Consider the following 26,851-nt stretch of genomic DNA (forward strand, 5'->3'; position numbering starts at 1 on the left):
TTCTCGATGATGTTGGTTCTGTGCAGGGTGCAGTGGCCAATGGCAAGACCACGGATGATACCAAGCCGACGATCTCTGGTTCCGGTGCTGAGGGTGGTTCCACGGTTAAGATCTATGACAATGGCGTGTTGCTGGGTGAGACCACCGCTGCGGCCAACGGGACATGGAGCTTCACACCGGGCACAGATCTGAGTGAGGGTGTTCACACCTTCACGGCGACTTCGACCGATAAGGCGGGCAATGAAGGTACAGCCTCGATGCCTTGGAGCATTGAAGTTGACGTGACAGGCCCTGATGCGAAGTTCAAGCCTGAGATCTTGAATGCGAGCGATGATGTTCTGCCAAATACTGGTCTGATCCAGAATGGCGAGTTCACCAATGATACAACGCCGCGCCTCAATGGTAAGGGTGCGGAGGCCAATGGTCTGATCCGTATCTATAGCGACGGCAAACTGCTTGGCACGGTTCAGGCGGATGCTTCGGGCAACTGGACGTTTGATGTTCCGACCTTGTCGGAAGGCAAACATTCGTTCATCGCCACCACTGTTGATGCGGCTGGTAATGAGGGAGCATCGTCTTCAGCCTTCTCGTTGAGCGTTGATACGACAGCGCCGACAGCGAGTGATGCCGAGATTACGCAGGTTGTGGATGCCGTTGCACCGCATGAGGGTAATATCGTCTCCGGCGGTCTGACCAATGATGCGCGCCCGACTGTGACTGGTACAGCCAAAGAAGGTGTGACGCTTGTTCGCATCTATGACGGCACGACACTGCTTGGTGAGGTTGCGGTGACAGATGGTGCCTGGACCTTCAAGTCCGAGAGCGATCTGTCGAATGGTGTTCACAACTTCCGTATTAAAGCGGTTGATGCGGCGGGCAATGAGGGGCCATATTCCCCGACCTGGTCTGTGACGATTGATACGGCTGCACCAAATGCCCCGTCGATCACGACTGTCTATGATGATGTGAATGCGGTTCAGGGCAATGTTGCCGATGGTAAGTCGACGGATGATCTTCGCCCGACACTGTCTGGCGGCAGTGCGGAAGCCGGTTCCACGGTTAAGATCTATGACAAGGGTGTGTTGTTGGGTGAGACGATTGCCAACAGCAACGGGACCTGGTCGTTCACACCGGGCACTGATCTTGCAACCGGTTCGCATGTGTTCACTGTGACCTCGACGGATAAGGCTGGCAATGAGAGCGTTCCGTCTGCGGGCTGGACGATCCATATTGACCTGTCTGTACCAAAAACACCGACGATCGATCAGATCTGGGATGATACCAATCCTGGTATCGGCCCTGTGGGCAAGGGTGAGACCACCAATGATACCACCCCGACGCTGTCCGGTACGGCTGCTGCGGGCACTGTGGTCAAGATCTTCGTCAACGGGACTTTGCTTGGTGAGACGGTTGCGACTGCAGCCGGCACCTGGACATATACAGGCTTTGTGTCTGACGGTACCCACACCTTCACAGTTCAGTCTGTGAATGCGGTTGGTACGGAAAGTGCGCTGTCTGAACCATTCACCATTGTGGTCTCGACCGCTGTGCCTGGCACACCGTCCATCACCGAAGTCAGTGATGATGTTGGGAGTGTCACGGGTATTGTCGGCAATGGTAAGCCAACCGACGATGTGCGACCTGAAATCAAGGGTACTGCTGACGCGAATGCGACAATCAACATCTACGATAACGGTTCATTCATCGGGAAGGCGACAGCTGATGCCGACGGTAACTGGAAGTTCACACCAACGACCGATCTGACGGAAGGTAACCATGCACTCACAGCCAAAATGGTTGATGGTGCAGGTGTGGAAGGCCAGCCTTCGTTCCCGTATAATATCGTAATCGACACAACCGCACCGGATGCCCCGCGCTTTACGGTTGGTTATGACGGTGTTGGTCCGGTTATCGGTGAATTCGGTGATGGTGCGATTATCAATGATAATCGTCCGAAACTGTCGGGTGCCGGTGCTGAGCCGAATGCGATGGTCAGTATCTATCAGGGTAGTACTCTGGTGGCGACTGTTCGTGCGGATGCGGGCGGTCAGTGGAGCTGGAAGGCGACTGATGCAATTGCTGACGGTACTTATACATTTACGGCTAAAACAACGGATGCCGCAGGTAATGTGAGTGCTGCTTCTGATGGCTTTAAAGTCACAGTGGATACAGTTGCACCGAACAAGCCGGTTATTGCGTTCATTACGGATGATCAAGAACCGATCGTCGGAAACATTGCAAAAGACGGCTTTACCAATGACACGACACCAACTCTGAAAGGTACCGGCGCTGAAGCCAATGGTCTTGTCCGCATTTATGACGGCACAACGCTGATTGGTGAAGTAACGGCCGATGCATCGGGTGGGTGGAGCTATACACCGGTCAATCCGCTGAGCAATGGTCCTCATACATTCACGGTTGTGAGTGTGGATGCGGCAGGCAACGTGTCTGTCAAGTCTGACGAGTTCAAGATTACGGTTGACACACTTGCGCCAGCGTCCCCATCCATCACCAACGTATTGGACGATGTCGGTGCGGTTCAGGGTACAGTTGCCAATGGCAAAACGACCGATGATACCAAGCCACGTCTCTCCGGTTCGGGTGCGGAAAGCGGTTCTGTTGTCAAGATTTACGACAATGGTACGCTGATTGGTCAGACTATTGCCAATCCGAACGGTACATGGGCGTTCACACCAACCACTGATCTGAAAGAGGGTGCACATAGCTTTACTGTTACGGCAACCGATCAGGCCGGTAACGAGAGCGGTGAATCCATTGCATGGGTTGTAACTGTTGATCTGACGCCACCGGCTAAACCGGAAATCACAGCCGTCTTTGACGATGTGGCGCCGGGCATTGGGAATGTTCCGAACGGTACGCCGACGAACGACCCAACACCGACTTTGGCCGGTAAGGGTGATGCCGGTACAACAATCCGTGTCTATGACGGTACAGTGTTACTTGGAGAAACCACGGTTCGTGCAGACGGAACATGGGCTTATACAGCGCCATTGCTGGCAGATGGCTCGCATACATTTACGGTCACCTCTGTGGATGAGGCAGGCAATGTGTCTGCCACCTCTAACAGTTGGTCTGTGGTGATTTCGACTATCCCGCCGGAAGTGCCGAAAATTGAGAACCTGGCTAATAATAACGGCTCGGAACTGATTCAGGTGGCCAATAACGGCGTGACAAACGATCAGGATCCTCTGCTCACGGGTACTGCGCAGCCAAACCTTGTCATTCGTATTTATGACAATGGTGCATTGCTTGGTTCCACAACGGCTGATGCTGACGGTAAGTGGTCGTTCAATTTCAAAACCGCCAATGTCAAGCTGAGTGAAGGCTATCACAGCCTGACCGCAGCAGCTGTGAATGAACTTGGTTTTGAAGGTTCGCAATCGTTCCCACGCATCGTGACGATCGACATCACGCCACCAGCTTCGCCGGTTATTGTCAGTGCGGCTGACGATGTGGGTAGTATTATCAATCCGGCGATGCCGAATGGCTCTCTGACCGATGATACCTTGCCATCGTTCCGCGGAACAACGGATGCGTATCATGTGATCAAGCTTTACCGTGATGGTGGTATTCTGGTTGGACAGGCCACTGCTGATGGTAGTGGTAACTGGCAAATCCAGCTGACAGAACCGCTCGACAGCAAGACGCATAATTTCTATGCAACGGCGACTGATCCTGCGGGTAATACCAGCATTAACAATTCCGGTATCTTCAAGCTGACGGTGGATGCAATTGCACCGGATGCGCCGAAGATTACCCGTATCGTGGATAACGTTCCGGATCATACCGGTACGATTACAGAAGGTGGTTTGACCAACGATCCGGCACCGCGTGTTGAAGGTACGAGCGAGGGGAATGCCACGATCCATATCTATGCAGGCAGCTTGTTGGTTGGTACCGTTAAGGCCAACTCGAGCGGTGCATGGTCTATGAAACTGCCGGAAGGTTTGCCGGATGGCAGCTATGTGATTACTGCAACAGCAACAGATGCTGCCGGTAATACAGGCCCTGCATCAGCTGGCTACACGATCGTCGTTGATACGAGAGCACCGGATGTGCCGCAAATTACCCATGTGGTTGATGATGTTCCGGGACATACCGGTAATATCGGCAACCGCCAGACCACCAATGATAATCTGCCACTCATTGTTGGTAAGGGTGAAAAAGGCACCACGATTGCTGTCTATGACAATGGTAACTATCTGGGCACAACGACTGTCGATGCAGATGGTAACTGGAGCTATCAGGTAACCCGCGTGTTGGGTGATGGTACGCATAAGTTTACATCTACGGCGACAGACCCTGCCGGTAATACCACAGGTGCGTCCAATACGCTGGAAATCATTATTGACACTGTAGCGCCAACGGCACCGCGTATTGATGATGCCTATGACAGTGAACTTGGCCGAACCATGAGCAGCGGCACCTTTACAAAGGATACTACACCGACCCTGCGTGGTACGGCTGAAGCCTATAGCATCGTTGAGATTTTTGATGATGTTTACGGTGTAATCGGTACGACAACGGCAAATGGCTCGGGTGGCTGGTCGTTTACACCGGCACTTGGGAAAGAATTGCCGGATGGTGTCTATAACTTTAAAGCGCGTGCAACGGATCTGGCCGGTAATACCGGTCCGGCGATGGGTACAGGCTTTAAGCTGGTCATTGATACAGTGCCCCCTGTGGCACCGGTTATTGAGCAGGTTATTGATGCGGTTGCCGGTGGTATTGTCGGCAATATCCCAAGTAACGGTCTGACTAATGATACGTATCCGACACTGTCTGGTAAGGCTGAAGCCGGTACAACATTGACCTTCTATGGCGGGCCAAATGGTACCACAACTTTAGGCACATTGGTTGTTCCAGCCAGTGGTGTCTGGACGTATAAAACATCGTATCTCAGTAATGGTGAACACAAGTTCGTTGTTAAGTCGGTGGATGCTGCCGGAAACGAGACCTATTCGAAGGCTCCGTATGTCGTAACGGTGGATTCTTCGGCGCCATCAACGCCTGTCGTTACTTCTGTCTATGATAGTACGCAGCCGGTGGTTGGTAATATCAGCAGTAATGGCTGGACAAATGAGACGAAGCCAACCTTCCAGGGTACGGCTGAGGCTGGTTCGACCCTAACGATTATTCACAACAATGTTGAAGTGGGTACCGTGCTGGTTGGGCCTGACGGTAAATGGACCTGGAAGCCAACAACTGATCTGAAAGACGGTTCGAACAGCTTTAACTTCAAGGCCACGGATGCGGCCGGTAATACCAGTGGCAGCACGTCTACATTCACCATGAATGTGGATACGGTTCCGCCGGTTGCAGCTACCATTGACCGGATTTACGACAATGTTGCTCCGATTACGGGTGATGTACCGAAAGACGGTTATACCAATGATGCGACACCAACGATTTATGTGACGGCGGAGGCGTATTCAACGGTCATCATCTATGACAATGGCGTGGAAGTTGCCCGTTATACATTGGGTAATACGACCAGCTGGAACTGGACGCCGAGCCAGAACATCTCGGAAGGCGATCATGTCTACACGGTTAAACAAATTGACCGTGCCGGACAAGAAAGTCCGCTGTCAGAGCCATGGAAAATCACTGTTGATTTGTTGGCTCCGCCAGCACCAGTCATCCTGCAGGTCTGGGACGATGTTGATCTGTATGTTGGTCCTGTTGAGCAAGGAAAGTTGACTAATGATAATACGCCAACGGTTTCTGGTACGGGTATTGCCGGTACGAAAGTGACGGTATATGCCAATGGCAATGCTGTAGGTACGGTTATTGTTGGTGCAGATAATAAATGGAGTTTGACAACAAGCAGGTTAGGTGAGGGAACTGTACTGTTGACCGCCAAAGCTGAAGATCAGGCCGGTAATCCGAGTGCAACGTCCAACTCTTGGTCAATTTCGGTTGATACAGTTGCCCCATCTTTTGGGCGTAATAGTAGTGATCAACTTGCAAATTTAGATTCTTATTATGATACAAGTAAGAGCTATTTTGAATTTAGTCGTACTGTTACTTTGGGTCAGTTTGGGGTTAAAGCAGTAGCTATATTGGATGGTAAGGTTGTTGCTACGGCCGATGTTGATACAGGAACGGGTAAGTTTAACCTAAAAGTTCCTTTTTCTGAGAATAAAGGATGGAATACTTATCAATTCGCCATCATGGATGAGGCTGGTAATATCGCGTATTTTCAGAACAGTTTATTTGATTATCAATATAACGCTGTTATGGGTAATATTTATCATGCTGATGATAAAAAGCCTTATTTCTTCATTAATAACTCTGATGAGGTGGCGCCGCCGCCAGTTATTACTTTCTATGGTGATGTTATTGGTACGGTTAAGTCATTTATCTATGATGATAGTCCTACGGATGCCACATCTATTACCGTTTACGGCTACGTTAAAAATGGTGCTGGTGCTACCGGTGGTAGGATTACACTTTATAAAGATGGTGTTGAGGTTGGCTCTGCGATTGCAGGTAGCGGTAATGGAAAATGGGTTGTTACTGTCAATAACCTCTCTGAGGGTGCACATAAATTCACAGCAACTTATACGATCGCTGGAACAACGAGTGTTTTGTCAGAAGCGTTCGAAGTCGTTGTTGATTTGACGCCTCCAGATATTCCGGTAATTGTAGAAATTATCGCTGATGAAGGACTCTATGCAGGTAAAGTGGATAGTGGCGGTGTCACTAATGATAAGACTGTAATAATTAAAGGTACAACGGAACCTTTGGCGACAGTACGCATCTATGATGGCTCTTCTCAAATTGGGGAAGTCAAAGCAGATGCCAATGGTAACTGGGTTTATACAACCAATGCATTGAGTGATGGTACACATACCTTCCGCACCCTTGGTATTGACCGAGCTGGAAATATTGGACAGCTGGATCTTAGTAAGCCTGGTTATGTTGTAACGGTTGATACGCAGCCGCCTGCTGCACCAGCGATCAATGATGCTCTCGATGATGTTGGTTCGGTTACGGGTAGCGTGAAGAGTGACGGTGTTACCGATGATACTAAGCCGATGCTGCAAGGGACTGCGGAATATGGCAGCACCGTGCGGATCTACGGAACCGATGGTAAGACAATCATCGGAACCGCGGTGACAGATGCCACAACCGGTAAGTGGACGTTCCAGATTCCGACAGATCTTGCTGAAGGCAAGCACAGCTTTACGGCCGAGGCGATTGATAAGGCCGGTAATATCGGTCCGAAATCTGCGGTCTTTAATATTACCGTTGATACAACTGCACCGGATGCGCCGAAGATTACCCGCGTCGTGGATGATGTTGCGACGAAGCTGGACGATCTTGTTGATGGTAGTTCTACCAATGATACAAGGCCGACCTTCTACGGTACGGCTGAAGCCAACAGCACAGTGAGGGTCTATGTTGGTGGTGTTGAAATCGGAACGGCGAAAGCAGATGCCTCCGGCAACTGGAACTTTACACCGGCAGCCGACAAGGCACTGACAGAAGGCACGCATGTGATTACCTTCAAGGCCATGGATGCGGCAGGTAATCTCAGCACCACAGCAGCCAGCTTTACGGTGAAAGTGGATCTGACAGCACCTGCTAAACCAGAGCTTACTCAGGTTATCGATGCCGTTGGTACTGAAACCGGTCCGGTCAGCAATAATGGTACAACCGATGACTCCCGCCCGACCTTCAAGGGTAAAGGCGAAGCCGGCGGCACAGTTTCCATTATGGCCAATGGCAAGCTGCTGGGCACAACCATAGTTGAGGCAGATGGTACCTGGAGCTTCAAGCCAAGCGCTGCCATGACAGTTGAAGCGCAGACGATCACAGTAACGGTTGCTGATGCCGCCGGTAACGTGAGCGTGGCCTCTGACCCGTGGAAGATCACCATCATCCGTCCGGCTGGTGGCGAACCGCAGGGCTTCAGTGCAGATATGCCGGATAATGGCGATATGCACAGCTTCTCGGCCAGATCGGTTGATCACGATCCGCAGGCTGACGACTGGAATGAGCCGCAGGCTCATGCCGCTCCGATGTCGCTTGATACATCTGCTCTGCTTGCAGAACTCGATGTGCAGGATGGCCAGCACTACGGTGAGGGCGGTTATGGTGTCGATGCTTATGATGGTCAGTCCGTACTAGCTGGTCTGATTGATCTGGCACAGGCAAGTTCGGATACTTCCGGACAGGCTGAGAAACCGGCAGAAGAGACAGATGTGACGCAGCTTATTCAGGATGCGCTCACAGAACCTGCGCCGCAGGAAAGCATTGATCTCTCGGCCTTGCCGGAAGAACAGGCGCCGGATACCGGAGCAGCCGCACCTGCGGTTGAAACCCAGCCGGAACCGCTGGCAGTTCCTCTACCGTTGAATAACGGCGATCTCGATCTGGAGCGTTTGCTACAACAGACCTCTGTTCACATTTAAGCTTTTGAGGCGCCTCTTTGCGGAGGCGCCTCATTTTGTTGTGTAAGCGTATCCGGATCGTATCGCAGTACAGTGCACGTATTGCGCCCGTTCCGGCCTTTGTGTTTTTCCGCATGTTGACCAAACCGGATCCATTTTTGGCTGCATGCTTTAGTTCCGAAAGATGATGTGTATGGCTCAGGAAAAGAACCCGTCCGCTTGGGCGGCAGCACTTGGTGTGATTGCTAACCATCACGGAATGCCCGTGTCGAACGATATGATAAGCCGCGCCTTCGTTTGGTCCGCGGCTAAAACTTTTGAAGACAATGTGGTTCAGGCGGCCAAAAGGCTCGGGCTGACTGCGGTTTTCAGCAAGACCAATCTGTATGCTCTGCCGGTCTTTGCATTTCCTATCGTTGCCGGTCTTAAAGAAGGCGGCGCAACAATTATTGCTGCTGTCGGTGAAGAAGAAATTACATGCGTTAATGTCGATCAGGCTGAGGCGATTGAATGGAAAATCGCCCGCGAGGATGCGGATAAGTATTTAACCGGAACTTTCCTGCTGGTTTCCGCGAAAAAGGCGGTCAAAGATGCGCGTCTTGCGCGGCATTTGTCCAATTATAAAGGCTCGTGGTTCTGGTCGATGCTTCTGGCTGATAAGCGCCGGCATTTTGAAATCGCTGTTGCTTCGTTTATTGCAAATCTGCTGGCGCTTGGTAGCGCCTTGTTCGGGATGCAGGTCTGGGATCGTGTGGTTCCGGCGCAATCCGTGCCGACGCTCTGGGTACTGGCATCCGGCGTTATCATGGCGGTTTTGCTTGAGTATGCGTTGAAAATTTCGCGCATGAAGCTTGCCGATATGATCGGTAAAAAAGTCGACTTAACGATTTCGAGTATGTTCTTTGCGCGCGCGCTGGATATCCGCAATGATGCGCGACCGAAATCGACCGGCTCTTTCATCGCACAGTTGCGTGAAACAGAAACAATCCGTGAGTCTCTCGGCTCCAGCACACTGACGGCGGCGATTGATATGCCATTCGCTATTGTCTTCCTGTTTGTGATCTGGATGATCGGCGGCCCGCTGATCCTTATGGTGGCGCTTGCTCTGCCGCTGATCATCATTCCGGGCTTGCTGCTGCAAATCCCGCTGGCAAAATTGTCCAATGTAACCGCGCAGGAAAGCGCGTTGCGCCATGCGATCCTTGTGGAGTCCATTGAAGGGATTGAAGATATCAAAGCTTTGCAGGCTGAGCGTCGTTTTCACCGTTTGTGGGATCGTTATTCGCAGGCCTCATCGGTAACAGCAACCAAGCAAAAGCAACTTATCTCAATGTATGTCTACTGGATCCAGTCAGTTCAGCAGCTGGCCTATGTTATGGTGATTGTGGCTGGTGTTTACATGGTTCTTGCCGGTGATATGACCACCGGTGGTGTGATTGGCTGTAGTATGCTGACTGGTCGTGCCTTGTCGCCATTTGCACAGCTTGCTCAGATTTTCACACGCTGGCAGTCGGCTAAAACCGCGAAAAAAGGTCTTGATGATCTTTTGGAAAAACCAATTGATCACCCGACCGGCGCAGAGCGTATGCGCCGCGCACATATTGCCGGTGAATATGAACTGACCGGCGTTGAATTTGGTTATGATCCTGAAGCCGCTGCCAATCTGCGTATTGGCAATATCCGTATCAAGGCGGGTGAACGTGTGGCTCTGGTTGGTCGTAATGGTGCCGGAAAAACCACTCTGCTGAAGCTGCTTGGTGCTGCTTTGCCTGCGCAAAAGGGCGCTATCGTGCTGGATAAGGCCAATATTCAGCATATCGATACCAATGATGTGCGTAATAAAGTGAGCTTGCTGACACAGGAAAGCCGTCTGTTCCACGGCTCCATTCAGGAAAATATCCAGATCGGGTCCCCTCTGGCAACGCGTGCGCAATTCGATGAGGCGCTGTCCATTAGTGGCGCCGGACAGATTGTCCGCACCCTGTCCAAAGGTCTGGAAACAACGGTGATGGAAGGCGGATCGGGGCTGTCCGGTGGGCAGAAACAAGCGATTATGCTGGCCAGAACTTTGTTGCGTGATCCGTCGATTGTGCTGCTTGATGAACCGACATCCGCAATGGATGAAGCATCAGAAAAGCAGTTTATCAAAGAGATCAAGCCATGGATGGAAGAACGCACAGTGGTGATCGCCACCCATCGTCCGGCAATTCTTGAGCTGGTGGACAGAATTATCGTGATGGAGCGTGGTCGGGTTATTATTGATGACAAGAAAGACGTTGTGCTGGCGCGGTTGCAAGGTGCAGCTGTGGCAGACATGCCGCAGAAAACAGCGCAAATTGTACAACTGAAGTCAGCGGAGTAATTTTAAATGTCGCAAACAGTTGAAGGCTCCGATCTTTATCATCAACCTAGTCTGCTGCCGGAAAGCCGTCGTCCTTCCATCGTGGTCTGGATGAGCTTTGTCGCAGTCGGCGCTTTGCTGCTCTGGGCATATTTTGCGCCACTGGAAGAAATTGCTGCCGGTAATGGCAAGATCATTCCATCTTCGCGCGCGCAGATGATCCAGTCTCTGGAAGGCGGTATCCTGTCCGAATTGCAAGTGCAGGAAGGCGATATTGTCGAAAAAGGGCAAAGGCTGGCCGTGCTGGATGATACGCGTTTTCGTGCTTCCTATGGTGAACTGGATTCCAAAATTCTGTCGCTTGAAGCTGCTGCTGCGCGGCTGCGCTCACAGATGAATGGCGGAGAGCTGATTTTTCCGGAGAGTGTGAAAGGTGAAAAAGACCTGATGGACCGCGAGCAGCGGTTGTTTGACAGCCAGCGTGATACGCTGAATGCCAATCTCTCAAGCCTGAAGGAATCTTTTGCATTGACGTCCCGCGAACTGAAACTAACGGAACCGTTGGTCGCTAAAGGAGCAGCGAGTGAGGTGGAAGTCATTCGTCTACGCCAGCAGATGGTTGAGCTTGACCGCAAGATGAAAGAGCTGGAAAACCAGTTTCAGGTTACTGCGCGTGAAAGCTATTCCAAAACGATGGCGGAGCTGGATTCACAGGTGAAGCTGAATGTCGGGCGCATGGATCAGCTTGCCCGCACGATTATTACAGCACCGGTGCGCGGTATTGTTAAAGATATTGATGTGACCACAGTCGGTGGCGTTATTGCGCCCGGCGGTACAATTATGGAAATCGTGCCGATTGAAGAACAGCTGGTGGTGGAAGCCCGTGTAAACCCGCGTGATATTGCGTTTATCCGGCCGGGCATGGTGGCCGCCGTTAAACTCACGGCCTATGATTATTCGATCTATGGCGGCTTGTGGGGCAAGGTAGAGCGCATATCGCCGGATACACTCGTGGATGAGATTGATAAGCGTATTATCTATTACCGTGTTTACGTCAAAACGGATAATTCATCCCTGAAAACACCCGATGGGGTGGAGCATCCGATTATTCCAGGGATGGTGGCATCAGTGGAATTCAGAACCGGCACAAAGACAGTTCTGCAATATCTGGTTAAGCCGCTGAACAAGATGGGTGAAGCACTCCGTGAAAGATAATTGATCCTATAAACGGCCTGAAAAACACTTCAGGCCGTTTTGTTTTGTAAGTATATTTTATTATATTTTGCCTGTTATTTTTATAGGCGTACTTTTGGTTATCATCATTGTATTCGCATAAGCGTATATTATCGAAAGATTAACCATAACAATCAAATGTCGGAATTCTAAACAATGACGTTTGATTGGAATGACTTGTGCAAATCCCTGTCTCAGCCTTTGGTGTGATAGCGTTCACGCTTATATCGGGAACTTTCTTGACTGAGAGCCGCGCGACAGATGTGGCTGCCTATCAGGACTGGGTGCTGAGGGGCATGCTCAGCGAGAACTACAAGTCTGATCCCGCCATCCGGCAGGTCGTTGCCAAGCCGTGGCAGTCATTTCAAAAATCAGCGCTCGCATCCGCATCAGAGACAAGCAGCTTTCAGTTGCCATCCCGTAGCACAACGCTGGCTATGCTGCCGGAAGCCGATGTAAAAGCTGCTGAAACAAAGCCTGCAGACAAGAATAACGCGGATACAAAACTGACAGATAAAACAACGAAAGAGGCGCAGGATAAAACCGTATTGGAAGCAAGTGCTGATGATAAGACTGCTTCAGATAAGGCCACATTGCTGCCGTTGATGCCGCGACATGTTATCCAGTCAAACAAAGCACTGGCTGTGGGAACTGCTATCCAGAAAGCCATTGGTCGTCATCCGGATATCGTCACGGCGCAGTCCCTTGAAGGGCGTGAAAAGGCCAATGTTTTGGTTGCCCAATCTACACAATATCCGCAGGTCTCTTTTGGCAGTGGTGTCGGGAGCAGTTTTAAAAATGATAAAGCCAGTGGTAACATTTCACATTCTGTCGGCTTGAATGCGGAGCAGCTTGTTTATGATTTCGGGCGCTCAAAAAATATCATCAGAGCTGCCAAAAGCAACGAGGTACGCGCCAGAGCAGAGATTGATGTAACCAGTGAGCGCGTTGCTGCGGAAGTGGCAACGGCGTTTATCACAGCTCAGCGTGCGCAGATGCTGAAAGAATCCGCAGAGGATAGTCTGGCTTCGTTGCAGCGTATGAGAGATATTATTAAACTTCGCTCTGATAGCGGCGTGTCAGATCAGGCCGATCTTGTATTAGCGAATGTGCGTGTTGATGGTGCAGAATCGGACCTGATTGGCGCTACTGCCTCTGAACAGGCCGCACGTTCAAATCTTATCAGTCTGATTGGTGGTAGTTATCAGGGATTGAAAGTGGTTGATCCGCTGCTTGAGAGTATTGACCGGTCGCTGAAACGCAGCATGATCGATAAACATCCAAGCATCGTGGCTGCATTACAGGAAGTAGAAGCAACAAAATATCAGCTGAATGCTGAAAAAGCGTCTTACTATCCGAGTGTGAGTGTTGCTGGTTCTTATTCCTATGATCCGGGAAAAGGGGACACCAGCTCGAATGTGATGCTGTCGATAAAGGGTAATATTTATCAGGGTGGTGCCACGCGCGCGCGCGTAACGGCGGCGAATGATAATGAACGTGCAGCCCGCTATCGCGTGGATTCAATCCGCCTGACCAATACAACAATGTTTGATGCTTCTGTGGAAGAGGGTACGGGCGCTGCTTCTCAGCGACGTGTTGTTGAGCAGCAAATCAAACGGGCGATTGACTCGCGCGACCTGTTCTTTGAGCAGTATCAGCTTGGTAAGCGTTCCCTGACAGATCTCCTGAATTCGGATGCTGCAATTTATGGTGCAATCAACACCAAGATTGATATCGAATATCGCTATCGCGCAGCCATTATAAGAAAGGCACAAGCACTTGGTGTGTTGCGCAGCCGCCTGACCGGTGCGCAAATATAGGCTTATTGTTTTTAGCCCGGCAGATTGAAAAGCACCATGATCCAGACGACTTGTGATGCAAGTGCGGCAATAACATAGATCAGGTCATAGCGCTCCGAGCGAAACAGTAGGCCACCTGCAGCACCGGCAATCAGGAAAGCTTGACGTATCGGATATAAAATTCCGTAATGTTCGTAATATTGCTTTCCTTTGATGAAAGTATCCAGACTATCGATCGTGAACAGCGCCAGCAGAAGAATATAAAATCCTGTTTTTCGCTTCTGAAAATAGTCTTTGAACCCCTGATATTCTGTCAGCTGATCCGGAAACAGCATGGCCGCCAGCATCACAAAGATGATGGAATAAGATATCAGCAGGAAATAGAGTGTAAATGTCCAGATTTTGATCTGGGAAAGCGCAAACTCGAACCACCAGAAATGAAGAATAAACAGAAAAATACAGATGACCCAGGCAAAATGTATCAGATAGATTTTGTCTTTGCCCGGATGCTGAATGAAGCGTGTTGATCCGCTGACCAGCCGCGCTACACTTAATCCTAAAATCATGCCGATGATAATGCGAATATGGACGAAGATTTCGTGCGTCTGCGGGATCAGTGTGTCAGCATTCATCTGATATCAATTCCATTGTTCTGATCATTAACTGCGTTTTGCGTCTGTTTTACTGATACTCTTGTGAAGTATGCAGATCAGTATAATAATATATCTGTTCCGGACTGTAAAACAGGCTCCGCTGAGACAGATTATGGCGGGGTAATTTTACATTTTCATTGCGTCCGGTAGTTTTGATCGGGGGAATTAAGATGTTTCAAGCCTGTTTACAGCGTGTTTTTTTTATCGCTGGTCTCGCTATCAGTACATTTTTTTTGACAGCTGACAGAGATGTCGCTCAGGCGGCTGCGAGTGGTGCAGATTGCAGCACTTCGCGAACTCAATCTGAAATGACCGCCTGTTTGGGCAACGATGCCAAAAACGCAGATGCGCTTTTGAACAAGAATTATCAAACTCTGATGAAACAGCTAGGCGCGAAGGATAAAACCAATTTGCGTGACGCTCAGCGTGCGTGGATTGTTTATCGTGACAAAGAATGCGCATTCAGAACAGCACCTTATCAGGATGGCTCTGTTGCTCCGTCTTTGATCGCTGCTTGCGTTACAGCACTCACCAGTCAGCGCATTCTTGACCTGCGGGTACAGTTGAATTGCGAGGAGGGGGATTTGTCCTGTGTGCCGCATAAACAGGCTGACGCTGATAAAGCCGTAAAGCCATCTCAGCCGGCCACAGCCCAAAAAACTGCAACGCAGAAACTGAGTGGCAATCTGGATAAGGGGACCTGCACACAAGCGATTGGTGCGGCAAAGGCGAAAGTGCTCGTTGACCGCTGTCTGGAAATGTCCGGTAGCAGCCACCCGCCATGCAATGCTGAAAATAGCTGCCGTATGATGATGGATGAAATTAAAAACGGATGCGAGCAGAGCGGAGCCGCAGCGCCGCAATATTGCAAAGACTATAAGTAAGCTGTTTTACTAGAGCGCCGTGTGCCAGACTTGGCACACAAAGGTCGCTCGAACACTTTAAAATTATGCTTTAGCCGGTATCTGCAATCATTATTTTGAGGCAGTATAAATTCGGCACATCACCAATGAACTTGGTAACGATAATAATTTTCAAATTTTAAGGCTGGATCTGGATGGTGGGCGTAACAGGGATTGAACCTGTGACCCCTACAATGTCAATGTAGTGCTCTCCCGCTGAGCTATACGCCCATCCGATGACGCGCATACACCATATTGGTTCGTGCGCGTCAATGCCCTTTTGAAGAATAAAGAGAAAAATCTTTGTTTTACCTGTTGTTTTTTAACAGGTTGGGCGGTTTGGCTTGAGATCAGGCAGCCAACAGCATTTTTTCGATCTCGTTGACGAGATCACGCAGATGAAACGGCTTGGACAGAACCTTAGCTTCACGCGGTGCATGTGAATCAGGATTGAGAGCCACGGCAGCAAAACCGGTGATGAACATGACCTTCAGATCAGGATCAATCTCGGTTGCACGGCGCGCCAGTTCAATACCGTCCATTTCCGGCATCACAATATCTGTCAGCAGCAAAGAGAATGGCTCTTCACGCAGGCGTTCATATGCGCTGGCCCCATTGTCAAAGTGGGTGACATGATAGCCCGCTTTTTCCAGTGCTTTCACCAGAAAACGGCGCATATCATTATCATCTTCAGCAAGCAGAATTCTTTTCATTGGTCCGTCCGAATATCTGTACGCTCTTATATACGATATATTTTTATCCCCAGCACGATATTACGGTGATAAAATGACGATAAAAGCGATTCAATCTGATCCTATAAGACGCTGCTTTGGTAAATATCGGATGAATCATTCATAATTATCTGTCCCGCCTTATTGTGCGGACAGGACAGACTGAGCATGTCTCAGATCTGCAGGCTTTGCGGAGCACAGTGCTTTAAAAAATCCCATATAGAGCGCTTCATGAAATTGTCATGGGGGTGCATTGAAAATTATTGAGTTATGATAACGGAAACGCTGTTCACTATGATTTTATGAAGAAATATGACAATTCCGGCTTTGCTTTTCCTGATTATCAGCTAGGCTTGCCTGATACATGCAGCAGGGCTTAAGGCTGCACAACAGGAAGCGGATAAAAGACGGATAATGAGCCTGCAACGGGATTTTCAGACGGTGGTTCCCTTTGAAGTTTGCGCTCCGGCGCAGCAGCGCATTCCGTTTGTTTTCAATTCGCCCCATAGTGGCCATTACTATCCGCCAGAATTTTTGCAGCAATCACGGCTTGATGCGCATGATATCCGTCAGTCTGAGGATTGCTATGTGGATGAATTATTCGCCTCAGCGGTGCCATTAGGGGCACCCTTGCTGCGGGCGCATTTTCCGCGTGCCTATCTGGATGTGAACCGCGAGCCATACGAACTTGATCCCAAAATGTTTGACCAGCCGGTGCCGTCCTATGCCAATATCCGCTCGGCACGGGTTGCTGGGGGCTTGGGTACGGTCGCTAAAATTGTCGGCGAGGGGCAGGATATCTACAAATCCCGCCTGCCGCTGCATGAGGCGATGGACAGGATTGAGACAATTTACAAGCCCTATCACCATCAGCTCGGGCAATTGCTGAGCGATACGCGGGCACAATTTGGCTATGCAGTACTGATAGATTGTCACTCAATGCCCAGTGGTGTGGAATGGGGCGATCCGAATAGTCTGACCAATCAACCGGCTCGACCGGATTTTATTATCGGCGATCGTTTCGGACGCTCCTGTTCAGATGCCTTATCCTGGGCGGCAATCGAATTGCTGCAAAATATGGGTTATCATGTTGCGCATAATAAGCCCTATGCGGGGGGCTATATTACCGAACATTACGGGCGGCCGCATCGCGACTTCCATGCTTTGCAGATCGAAATTAACCGTGCTCTTTATGTGAATGAAACCAGTCTGGAGCGTCTGGCCTCTTTTGCCATGCTGTATCGTGATCTGGCACAGTTTATGGCTGATCTGACAGCGCTGCCGGACTATGTATTCTTACGTCATCCGCAGGCGGCAGAGTAAAATCTGCATAAAAAAAGACCGCACAAAAGTGCGGTCCAAAATCTAGGGAGGAAACGCCCTTGCGGGCGAAAACAGACATATTGTCCGTTAACCATTTTATTTTGTAGGCGGGGCGCGGTCAATTCGGAATCTGGCTAAATAAGACTAATTAATGAAAATTCTGAATTGTCTGAAATTACAATCATTATAACTATTTGATATTTTTGCTCAAAATGTTTTATCCTGATAATCAGGATAAAACATTTCGACGCGAAATATTGCCGAAATTTCGTCGAAATGCTCATTTGTAGCTGTGAAATGGAGTGAATTTCTGTGGTGGATTCGTCGTTTTTGAGAAAAGTTGCCTTGGCAGCATCCGAACAAACCTTGCCGCGATTCCGGCAGAAAATTGCAATCGATAACAAATATACTGTCGGTTTTGATCCGGTTACGGAAGCTGACCGTGAGGCTGAAGTTGCTATCCGCAAAGTTATCAATGAGCATTTTCCTGAACATGGTATTCTGGGTGAGGAATTCGGCGGCGAAAAGCTCGATAGCAGCCATATCTGGGTGATTGATCCGATTGACGGAACGCGCGCTTTCATCTCCGGTCTGCCGGTGTGGGGAACGCTGGTTGGTCTGATGATTGACGGCGATGCGCGCATCGGCATGATGTCTCAGCCATTCACCAATGAGCTATTCTATACGCTGGGCGAGGGTGCTTTCTGGAGCGGGCCTGAATATGCCGGTAATGGCGGACAAGTGCAGCTGAAGACCCGTCAGACCACAGATTTGTCTGAAGCGACTGTCTTCACCACATCGCCTTCACTGTTCAAAGACGGACAGCGTGAGGCATTTGATCGTCTGGAAGCGCAGGTGCGTTTGTCGCGCTATGGCGTGGATTGCTATGCCTATGCGATGCTGGCTTCCGGCTTTGCCGATCTGGTGATCGAAAGCGGCTTGCAGCCTTATGATGTGATGGGGCTTATTCCGGTGATTGAACAGGCTGGTGGCGTTATCACACAGGCTGATGGCGGCCCTGCTGAGAAGGGCGGCTATATTGTTGCTGCCGCAACACCGGCTTTGCATGAACAGGCTTTGAAACTACTGAATTCCTGACCGGTTTAAAGTCTAGAGCATAATTCCATAAACTTGGATCAGTTCAAGATAAAATTATGCTCTAGTTTTAAAGTGTTAGAGCGACCTTTGTGTGCCAAGTCTGGCACACGGCGCTCTAGTCAGCGCCGGTTCAGTGAGCTGTTCCGGTGCGGCTGATCCCGGGATAAAAGCATCAAAAGCTGCCCAGACCTGCTCGCGGTAAAAGTCGCTCTCCTGCAATAATTCGTGGTAGGCACCATCAATGGTAATCAATGATGCTGTGCGCAGATTGCCTGCAAAGCGCGTTGCTGCCTTGCTGTCGACAACCCGATCTGCACCCGGAACCAGAAACAGGGTCGGGATCGTGAAGCTCTCATAAAATTTGGTTGTATTGATGCTGTGAATGGCACGCAATGTTTGTGCCAGCCATTGAATTGTTGGCCCTGCAATGCCGAGCTGCGGCTGGTCACGCGTAATAGTGGCATTGCGGATATAGCGTGTCTGATCATGGGTTAGCGGATTGCGGGCAAAGCTCTCCGGCGGCAATTGTAACGGAACTTTCCCCGCATAGCGGCTGCCAAAACCGGCATAGGCCAGTAGGGTCGCCAGCGGCCGCAACTGCCGGTCTGAAAAAATGCTGCGCGCTAAACCTAAAAACGGGGAGATCAAGACCATACGCTGGATGCGGGATTGCAGCATTTCGTGCGACTGCAAGGCTATCAACGCGCCGGTAGAATGTGCGAGAATATAAAAAGGCGGCGGGCAGTCCGGCATCACAATCGTTTTGAGAAAGGTTTCAAAATCGCTCCGATAATCGGCAAAATTGCGGACATAACCGCGCTCCGCATCTTTGAGCATGCGGAAAGATCCGCCCTGACCGCGCCAGTCCATGGTCGCCACGCAGAAGCCGCGTTTGTTCAGATCGCTAATCGTTTCAAAGTATTTTTCAAAGGCTTCATTGCGACCATGCAGCAGAATGACAGTGCCTTGGCGGGATGTCTCTGCTGTATTTTTGCTCACGGCATAGCGCAGCTGAAAACCATCGGCAGATTTGAAATAGCCTGCCTGTAAGCCTGCTGGTGCAGGGTTATTTTCGGTTTCAAAATAGATTTGTGTCATTGCGCGATTACTCATGAAGCCGGTTCTGAAAATATATTATTCCAGAAGTTACAATCAACTATAGCAGGAAGATGACGGGCAGAAAACAAATTGTAAATGCTGATATTGCCCCCTTGAAATGTGTTTTCTTTAATACCAGATCATTGGTGTAGCCGCCTGATAAGGGGCTGCATGAACAAGAAAGGCTCGCCGAAACTGGGAGTTTTTCAGTCTGTACTTTAACGCAACGTCGCTCTGAAGGAGGGCATATTATGCGTCATTTTGATTTTTCTCCGCTTTACCGTTCAACCGTTGGTTTCGACCGTCTGTTCACCATGCTGGACAGCCTTGGTCAGCCGGAAAGTGCGCAGGCTTATCCGCCTTATAATATCGAGCGCACCGGTGAAAGCTCATACCGTATTACCATGGCTGTGGCCGGTTTCGACCAGAATGAAATTGAAATCGAAGCCCATCGCAATCAGCTGACCATTAAAGGCACCAAGATTACTGAGGAAACTGATGCTGAAAAAGAGTTTCTTTATCGCGGCATTGCCTCACGTGCTTTCGAGCGCCGTTTCCATCTGGCCGACCATGTTGAGGTTGCCGGTGCGAGCCTGAAAAATGGCCTGTTGCATATTGATCTTAAACGCGAAATTCCGGAAGAGCTGAAGCCGCGCAAGATTAATGTCACCGCTGTTTCCGGCGATACTGCACAGAGCATTGATGCCAAAACAGTTGATGCGAAAGCAATCAGCAGCAACTAAGCTGCCTATAGTCTGAATGAAGAAAGGGCAGGAAATTTCCTGCCCTTTTTGTTTAAAGCGCTTTGATCAGAGCCGCGAACTGATCAATCTCAGCTTCCGTGGTGGCGAAGCTGGTAACGAGGCGGACAAAGGTTTCATCCTCGGCAATCGGATCCGCGCTATGCGGCGGGTTCCAGTCGTAGAACACTGCGCCCTGAGCCTGTAGTTTTTCGCTGTCGGATTTTTTCAAAATCGCAAACAGTTCATTGGCCTGTGGCTGCCAAGCCAGTTTCACTTTGTCTGAACCATTGATCGCCTGTGCCAGTTTGCTGGTCATTGCGTTGGCATGGCGGGCAAGGTTGAGCCAGAGATCATCTTTGAGATAAGCATCGAACTGGGCAGCAATGAAACGGGTTTTAGAGAACAGTTGTGCCGCGCGTTTGCGGATAAATGGCAGATCTTTGGCCTGATCCGGGTTCATGAACACCAGTGCTTCTGCACACCAGCAGCCGTTTTTGGTGCCACCAAAAGAGACGATATCCACGCCCTGCTTCCATGTCATTTCTGCCGGTGTCACATCGAGCGTGACCAGAGCATTGGCGAAGCGCGCACCATCGAGATGCAATGGCAAATTCTTTTCACGGCAGATTGCCGAAATTGTCGCAATTTCTTCAAGTGTATAAAGCGTACCGATTTCAGTGGCTTGCGTAATGGTGACGGCCATTGGCTGACCGGCATGAATGAAGCCCGGATTGAAGCGTTTCAATTCTTTGCGCAGATTTGCCGGATCCATTTTGCCAAGTGCACCATCAACCGGATGCAGACGTGCGCCGCCGGTGAAATATTCAGGTGCGCCACATTCATCTTCGATCACATGGGCTTCACGATGGCAAAGCGAGACACCGCCCGGACGGTTGACACTGGCCAGTGCCAGAGAATTGGCGGCTGTGCCTGTGCCGACAAAATAAACCGCGACTTCACGTTCAAACAATTCATTGAAACGCTGTTCGACTTTTTTGTCGATTTCGCTGGCGCCATAGGAGGCGGCGAAACCGCCGGCATTGGCAGCGATATTGGCGGTAATGTTAGGATGGGCACCTGCCCAGTTATCGGAAGCGAAAAACATCAACAGGCTCCGTATGCTTGAATGTTGCAGGTGTTATAGCGAATTTTTTGTCGCACACGAATGAAACCTGTCATCAATTCCGCGTGTGGTCACATTGACGCAGTTTGGCTCTGTCGTTGTAAATATCACATAGCTAAATCTTTGTTTTTTCATAAGTCACAACGGATCGCGCAATAAAATTACAAATAACCGATTTAAAATTGCATATTTCGTGCTTGTAGAGTGGAAAATATTCTGCAATAAAATGATAGGGCAGCAATGCTGACCTATTAAGTGATATTCGTCACAACACAGATCAGACGAATTTTGCTATAATTCATGCACTGCTTTTCCGGTTTGCGTCGTGGCAGATAAATCTGCTGTTGTGTTGAGCGGTGAAAGCATCCCCTGACAACAAGCACGACAATCGTGCGCTTTGCATCAAGGAGGCTGATCCATGACATATCTGTTGCAGAATGCTGCCTGCTTCCTTTGCTGTGTTTTACGGGCAGGCATATTCACAAATTCATTTAACAATTCTGTCGTTTTAGCGCTGGTATTTATCCCGTCTGGAGGACGGGTTGCTGCCGCACGCCTGAACCGGCAAATGGCCCTGTACCGGGTCTAAGGAGGTTTCGATGTTGATCAAGTCGCATTCTGTTGGGGCAATTCAGGCTCATATGCATACAGAAATAGGCGGCAAAACCACAACATCGACTAAAACCACCAAACCTCAAAACCGAACTCCCGATATTCCGACGTTGCAAAATCGCGACTTGCCTGTGCGTCAGGGGCTCTATGACCCAAAGCGTGAGCATGATGCCTGTGGTGTCGGCTTTATTGCACAAATGAAAAACATTCCGTCGCACCAGATTGTGCTGGACGGTTTGCAGATGCTTGAAAACCTGACGCATCGTGGCGCGGTTGGCGCAGACCCTTTGATGGGCGATGGCGCGGGTATTCTGGTGCAAATTCCTGACCGCTTCTTCCGTGATGAAATGGCAAAAAATGGCATAGCTTTGCCGGATGCCGGACATTACGCCGTCGGTCAGATTTTCATGCCGCAGGATGTAAAATTGCGTGCCCATCTGGAGCGCGTGATTACGGAAGTAATAGCGGCAGAAGGCCAGAGCCTGATCGGTTTCCGCAATGTGCCGGTTGATAATAGTTCTTTGTCCAAAGCTGAGGATATTGCCGCAACCGAGCCGGTGCATCGTCAGGTCTTTATCGGGCGCAATCCGAATATTACGAATGATGACGATTTCGAGCGCCGCCTGTTTGTGTTGCGCAAGGTGATTTCCAACCGGATTTTCCATGAGACAGAAGGCCGTGATAACGGTTTTTATATTGTCTCAATGTCGGCCCGTACTGTGATTTATAAAGGCATGTTCCTTGCCTATCAGGTCGGTTCTTATTATCAGGATTTGAGTGATCCGCGTTTTGAGAGTGCCATTGCGCTGGTGCATCAGCGCTTTTCAACCAATACATTCCCGTCATGGAAGCTGGCACATCCGTATCGCATGGTTGCACATAATGGCGAGATCAACACGCTGCGTGGCAATGTCAACTGGATGGCAGCGCGTCAGGCTTCGGTTGATAGCGAGCTGTTCGGCAATGATATCTCCAAACTCTGGCCGATTTCCTATGAAGGGCAATCGGATACGGCTTGTTTTGACAATGCGCTCGAATTTCTGGTGCAGGGGGGCTATTCCCTGAGCCATGCCATGATGATGCTGATCCCCGAAGCTTGGGGCAATAACAAGCTGATGGCTGATGAACGCAAAGCGTTTTACGAATATCACGCAGCCTTGATGGAGCCGTGGGACGGCCCTGCCGCTGTTGCCTTTACCGATGGCCGCCAGATTGGTGCGACGCTTGATCGGAATGGTCTGCGTCCGGCACGTTATCTGGTGACGGATGATGACCGGATTATTCTGGCATCAGAAGCCGGTGTGCTGCCCGTTGATGAAAGCCGGATTGTCAAAAAATGGCGATTACAGCCCGGACGTATGCTGCTGATCGATTTGGAGCAAGGGCGCATTGTCAGTGATGATGAGCTGAAATCTCAGATCGCCAGTGCTCACCCTTATCGCCAATGGCTGAAAAATACGCAGTTGGTGCTGGAGGATCTGGCGCCGGTGGAGCCACGCGCTCTGCGCCGTGATGTTAGTCTGATTGAGCGTCAACGCAGCTTTGGCTACACGCAGGAAGACACCAAACTGCTGATGGCGCCGATGGCGACAACGGGTCAGGAAGCCGTTGGCTCGATGGGTACGGATACGCCGATTTCCGCACTCTCGGACAAGGCCAAGCTGCTTTACACCTATTTCAAGCAGAATTTTGCGCAAGTCACCAATCCGCCGATTGATCCGATCCGTGAAGAATTGGTGATGAGCCTCGTGTCTTTCATCGGGCCGCGTCCGAATATTTTTGATCTGGTTGGCACATCACGGCGCAAGCGTCTGGAAGTGCGCCAGCCAATCCTGACCAATGCCGACTTAGAAAAAATCCGCTCGATCGGCCATTCGGAAGACCGTTTTGACACCAAGACGCTGGATATGACTTATCCGGTGAATGAAGGTTCGTCAGGTATGGATGGTACATTGGCACGCTTATGTGACCGTGCGGAAGCGGCGGTGCATGGTGGCTATAACATCATCATCCTGTCCGACCGGCAGGTGGGGGCAGATCGTATTGCCATTCCGGCTTTGCTGGCGACTGCCGCTGTGCATCATCATTTGATCCGCAAGGGCTTGCGTACCTCTGTCGGACTGGTGGTTGAGAGCGGTGAGCCGCGAGAAGTCCATCATTTCTGCTGCCTTGCCGGTTATGGTGCCGAGGCGATCAATCCCTATCTCGCTTTTGATACGCTGACCGATATGCATCAGCGCGGGGATTTCCCGCCGGAAGTAGATAGCAGTGAGATTGTCAGCCGCTATATCAAATCGCTTGGCAAAGGCATGCTCAAGGTGATGTCAAAAATGGGCATCTCCACCTATCAGTCCTATTGCGGCGCGCAGATTTTTGACGCCATCGGGCTTCGCCAGGATTTTGTTGATCGGTTTTTCTTCGGCACGGCCTCGATGATTGAAGGCGTGGGCTTAAATGAAGTGGCGCAGGAAACTGTGCTGCGCCACAATACAGCATTTATCAAGGAAATTGGCGGCACCGGCGCACTGCATGTCGGCGGTGAATATGCCTACCGTATTCGTGGTGAGGCGCATATGTGGTCGCCGGATGCGGTGGCAAAGCTGCAACATGCAGTACGCAATGATAATCCGAAGAGCTTTGCCGAATATTCTGAGATGCTCAACAGTCGTTCTGCGGCTGCTAAGACCATCCGTAGCCTGTTTCATCTCAAGCGTGCAGGCGAGCGCGGTAAAAAGCCGGTTGAATTGGCAGAGGTTGAAACTGCGGCCGACATCGTGAAACGGTTCTCGACCGGTGCGATGTCGTTCGGCTCAATCTCGCGTGAAGCGCATACAACATTGGCGGTTGCGATGAACCGCATTGGTGCTAAGTCCAATACCGGTGAGGGTGGCGAAGAGCCGGATCGTCTTTATCCGCTGCGGGACGGTTCACCAAACCCGCAACGCTCGGCGATCAAGCAGGTGGCATCGGGGCGTTTTGGCGTGACCACAGAATATCTGGTCAATGCCGATATGATCCAGATCAAGGTGGCACAGGGTGCCAAGCCCGGTGAAGGCGGGCAGTTGCCGGGTCATAAGGTGGATGCGACGATTGCCAAGACACGTCATTCCACACCGCGTGTCGGGTTGATTTCGCCGCCGCCGCATCATGATATTTATTCGATTGAAGATCTGGCGCAGCTGATTTTCGACTTGAAAAATGTCAATCCGCAAGCTGATATTTCCGTCAAGCTGGTGTCGGAAGTCGGTGTTGGCACGGTTGCTGCCGGTGTTGCCAAGGCGCGTGCCGATCATATCACTGTTTCCGGCTATGATGGTGGTACCGGCGCTTCACCGCTGACTTCGCTGAAACATGCCGGTTCGCCTTGGGAAACAGGTCTGGCGGAAACCCATCAGACTTTGGTACTCAATGGTCTGCGTTCACGTATTGCGCTTCAGGTGGATGGTGGTTTGCGTACTGGGCGCGATGTGATTATCGGCGCATTGCTCGGCGCGGATGAGTTCGGCTTTTCCACTGCGCCGCTGATCGCTGCCGGTTGTATCATGATGCGCAAATGCCATCTCAATACCTGCCCTGTGGGTGTTGCCACGCAGGATCCTGTGTTGCGCCAGCGCTTTAAAGGCACACCGGAGCATGTGATCAACTTCTTCTTCTACCTTGCAGAGGAGGTGCGCGTGCTGTTGGCCGAACTTGGTTTCACCAAACTGGAACAGATAATCGGGCGTTCTGACCTGTTGGAAAAACAGGCGGCAATCAATCACTGGAAGGCGCAAGGCCTCGATTTCAGCCGCATTTTCTATCGCCCTTATGCAGCGGTTGCGGGTGATGAAGCACAATTACGCCATACGCAATTACAGCAACATCCGATTGATGATGTGCTGGATCGCGCGTTGATTGAGGCCGCAGCACCGGCGCTGGAAAATCGTGAGAAGGTTGTACTTACTCGCAGCATTAAGAACACGGATCGCTCAGCCGGTGCCATGCTCTCCGGTGCGCTGGTCAAACGCTACCGGCATAAGGGCTTGCCGGAAGAGACAATACAGGTGCGTTTCAACGGTACGGCTGGCCAGTCTTTCGCAGCATTTCTGGCACATGGCATCAGCTTTGAGCTGCATGGCGAAGGCAATGATTATATTGGCAAGGGCTTAAGCGGCGGGCGGATTATTATCCGGCCGGATGCGGGTAGTCAGCTTAAAGCCGATGAGGCGATCATTGCCGGTAATACTGTGCTCTACGGCGCGATTGAAGGTGAATGTTATATTCGCGGACAAGCGGGCGAGCGTTTTGCCGTGCGTAACTCCGGTGCCGTGGCGGTTGTTGAAGGTGTGGGCGACCACGGCTGCGAATATATGACCGGCGGGGTGGTGGTTGTGATCGGCGAGACGGGGCGCAATTTCGCGGCCGGTATGTCCGGTGGCGTGGCCTATGTGCTGGATGAGGCCGGTGACTTTGCCGAGCGTTGTAATATGGCAATGGTGGAGCTGGAGCCGGTGCCTGAAGAAGATGATATTCTGGAGCGCCTGCATCATCACGGCGGTGATCTGATGCATAAAGGCCGTGTGGATGTTTCCGGCAATATGACCCGCCATGATGAGGAACGGCTGGTGCAGCTTTTGACCAATCATCATCATTATACGGGCTCGGAACAGGCACGGATGATCCTTGATAATTGGGAACAGTATCGTCCGAAATTCGTCAAAGTCATGCCGGTCGAATATCGCCGCGCTTTGGAAGAGATGGAACTTCTGCGTAATCCGGTTGCTGCAGAGTAATCG

General features: G+C 50.6%; 13 protein-coding genes and 1 tRNA gene. 9 read left to right on the forward strand and 5 right to left on the reverse strand.

What is annotated here, in order from left to right:
- Positions 1-20: 20 nt before the first annotated feature.
- From QUF18_RS18040 to QUF18_RS18055, 4 genes are all read left to right on the forward strand, one after another.
- Positions 21-8,441, forward strand: a complete 8,421-nt coding sequence (locus QUF18_RS18040) for an Ig-like domain-containing protein (protein ID WP_289388672.1) — start codon at positions 21-23, stop codon at positions 8,439-8,441.
- Between the two features lie 172 nt (positions 8,442-8,613).
- Positions 8,614-10,782 (forward strand): type I secretion system permease/ATPase, encoded by a 2,169-nt coding sequence (locus tag QUF18_RS18045; RefSeq protein ID WP_289388673.1) that lies wholly within the window; start codon positions 8,614-8,616, stop codon positions 10,780-10,782.
- A 6-nt stretch (positions 10,783-10,788) separates the two neighbouring features.
- Positions 10,789-11,976, forward strand: a complete 1,188-nt coding sequence (locus QUF18_RS18050) for a beta-barrel domain-containing protein (RefSeq protein ID WP_289388674.1) — start codon at positions 10,789-10,791, stop codon at positions 11,974-11,976.
- A 257-nt stretch (positions 11,977-12,233) separates the two neighbouring features.
- On the forward strand, positions 12,234-13,814 hold the full coding sequence (locus QUF18_RS18055) for a TolC family protein (RefSeq protein ID WP_289388675.1): 1,581 nt from the start codon (positions 12,234-12,236) through the stop codon (positions 13,812-13,814).
- Positions 13,815-13,825: 11 nt separating this feature from the next.
- Here QUF18_RS18055 and QUF18_RS18060 read toward each other — a convergent pair whose 3' ends face one another.
- Complete coding sequence (locus QUF18_RS18060) at positions 13,826-14,425, reverse strand: hypothetical protein (RefSeq protein WP_289388676.1); 600 nt, start codon at positions 14,423-14,425, stop codon at positions 13,826-13,828.
- A gap of 191 nt (positions 14,426-14,616) precedes the next feature.
- Here QUF18_RS18060 and QUF18_RS18065 point away from each other — a divergent pair, with 191 nt between their 5' ends.
- On the forward strand, positions 14,617-15,330 hold the full coding sequence (locus tag QUF18_RS18065) for a lysozyme inhibitor LprI family protein (protein ID WP_289388677.1): 714 nt from the start codon (positions 14,617-14,619) through the stop codon (positions 15,328-15,330).
- A 174-nt stretch (positions 15,331-15,504) separates the two neighbouring features.
- Here the strand turns inward: QUF18_RS18065 and QUF18_RS18070 are convergent.
- Both QUF18_RS18070 and cpdR read right to left on the reverse strand, forming a co-directional pair.
- Positions 15,505-15,579: transfer RNA gene (locus QUF18_RS18070), tRNA-Val, on the reverse strand.
- Between the two features lie 119 nt (positions 15,580-15,698).
- Positions 15,699-16,061, reverse strand: coding sequence for a cell cycle two-component system response regulator CpdR (gene cpdR / locus QUF18_RS18075; protein WP_113945070.1), 363 nt, complete (start codon positions 16,059-16,061; stop codon positions 15,699-15,701).
- A 432-nt stretch (positions 16,062-16,493) separates the two neighbouring features.
- Between cpdR and QUF18_RS18080 the strand changes: the two genes are divergently transcribed.
- Complete coding sequence (locus QUF18_RS18080; RefSeq protein WP_289388678.1) at positions 16,494-17,402, forward strand: N-formylglutamate amidohydrolase; 909 nt, start codon at positions 16,494-16,496, stop codon at positions 17,400-17,402.
- A gap of 306 nt (positions 17,403-17,708) precedes the next feature.
- Positions 17,709-18,500 (forward strand): histidinol-phosphatase, encoded by a 792-nt coding sequence (hisN, locus tag QUF18_RS18085; RefSeq protein WP_374807220.1) that lies wholly within the window; start codon positions 17,709-17,711, stop codon positions 18,498-18,500.
- Between the two features lie 75 nt (positions 18,501-18,575).
- On the opposite strand, the gene QUF18_RS18090 is transcribed toward hisN, so the two are convergent.
- The gene (locus QUF18_RS18090) at positions 18,576-19,598 is read right to left on the reverse strand and encodes an alpha/beta fold hydrolase (RefSeq protein WP_353074553.1); all 1,023 of its coding nucleotides are present in this window, start codon (positions 19,596-19,598) and stop codon (positions 18,576-18,578) included.
- Positions 19,599-19,849: 251 nt separating this feature from the next.
- Between QUF18_RS18090 and QUF18_RS18095 the strand changes: the two genes are divergently transcribed.
- Positions 19,850-20,341, forward strand: a complete 492-nt coding sequence (locus QUF18_RS18095) for an Hsp20 family protein (RefSeq protein ID WP_289388681.1) — start codon at positions 19,850-19,852, stop codon at positions 20,339-20,341.
- A gap of 52 nt (positions 20,342-20,393) precedes the next feature.
- Here QUF18_RS18095 and QUF18_RS18100 read toward each other — a convergent pair whose 3' ends face one another.
- Complete coding sequence (locus QUF18_RS18100) at positions 20,394-21,446, reverse strand: threonine aldolase family protein (protein ID WP_289388682.1); 1,053 nt, start codon at positions 21,444-21,446, stop codon at positions 20,394-20,396.
- Positions 21,447-22,105: 659 nt separating this feature from the next.
- Here QUF18_RS18100 and gltB point away from each other — a divergent pair.
- Entirely contained in the window at positions 22,106-26,848 is a 4,743-nt protein-coding gene (gene gltB, locus QUF18_RS18105) for a glutamate synthase large subunit (RefSeq protein WP_374807219.1), read from the forward strand.
- Positions 26,849-26,851: the final 3 nt, after the last annotated feature.

Origin of the sequence: Pseudochrobactrum kiredjianiae, from assembly GCF_030362795.1 — a bacterium.
GTDB lineage: Bacteria > Pseudomonadota > Alphaproteobacteria > Rhizobiales > Rhizobiaceae > Pseudochrobactrum > Pseudochrobactrum kiredjianiae.

What these genes read in the sequence shown, in the direction of transcription:
- QUF18_RS18100 (WP_289388682.1), bottom strand. Translation starts at nt 21,446, where the DNA reads ATGTTTTTCGCTTCCGATAACTGGGCAGGTGCCCATCCTAACATTACC.
- QUF18_RS18050 (WP_289388674.1), top strand. Translation starts at nt 10,789, where the DNA reads ATGTCGCAAACAGTTGAAGGCTCCGATCTTTATCATCAACCTAGTCTG.
- cpdR (WP_113945070.1), bottom strand. Translation starts at nt 16,061, where the DNA reads ATGAAAAGAATTCTGCTTGCTGAAGATGATAATGATATGCGCCGTTTT.
- QUF18_RS18060 (WP_289388676.1), bottom strand. Translation starts at nt 14,425, where the DNA reads ATGAATGCTGACACACTGATCCCGCAGACGCACGAAATCTTCGTCCAT.
- QUF18_RS18065 (WP_289388677.1), top strand. Translation starts at nt 14,617, where the DNA reads ATGTTTCAAGCCTGTTTACAGCGTGTTTTTTTTATCGCTGGTCTCGCT.
- QUF18_RS18045 (WP_289388673.1), top strand. Translation starts at nt 8,614, where the DNA reads ATGGCTCAGGAAAAGAACCCGTCCGCTTGGGCGGCAGCACTTGGTGTG.
- gltB (WP_374807219.1), top strand. Translation starts at nt 22,106, where the DNA reads ATGCATACAGAAATAGGCGGCAAAACCACAACATCGACTAAAACCACC.
- QUF18_RS18095 (WP_289388681.1), top strand. Translation starts at nt 19,850, where the DNA reads ATGCGTCATTTTGATTTTTCTCCGCTTTACCGTTCAACCGTTGGTTTC.
- QUF18_RS18090 (WP_353074553.1), bottom strand. Translation starts at nt 19,598, where the DNA reads ATGACACAAATCTATTTTGAAACCGAAAATAACCCTGCACCAGCAGGC.
- QUF18_RS18080 (WP_289388678.1), top strand. Translation starts at nt 16,494, where the DNA reads ATGAGCCTGCAACGGGATTTTCAGACGGTGGTTCCCTTTGAAGTTTGC.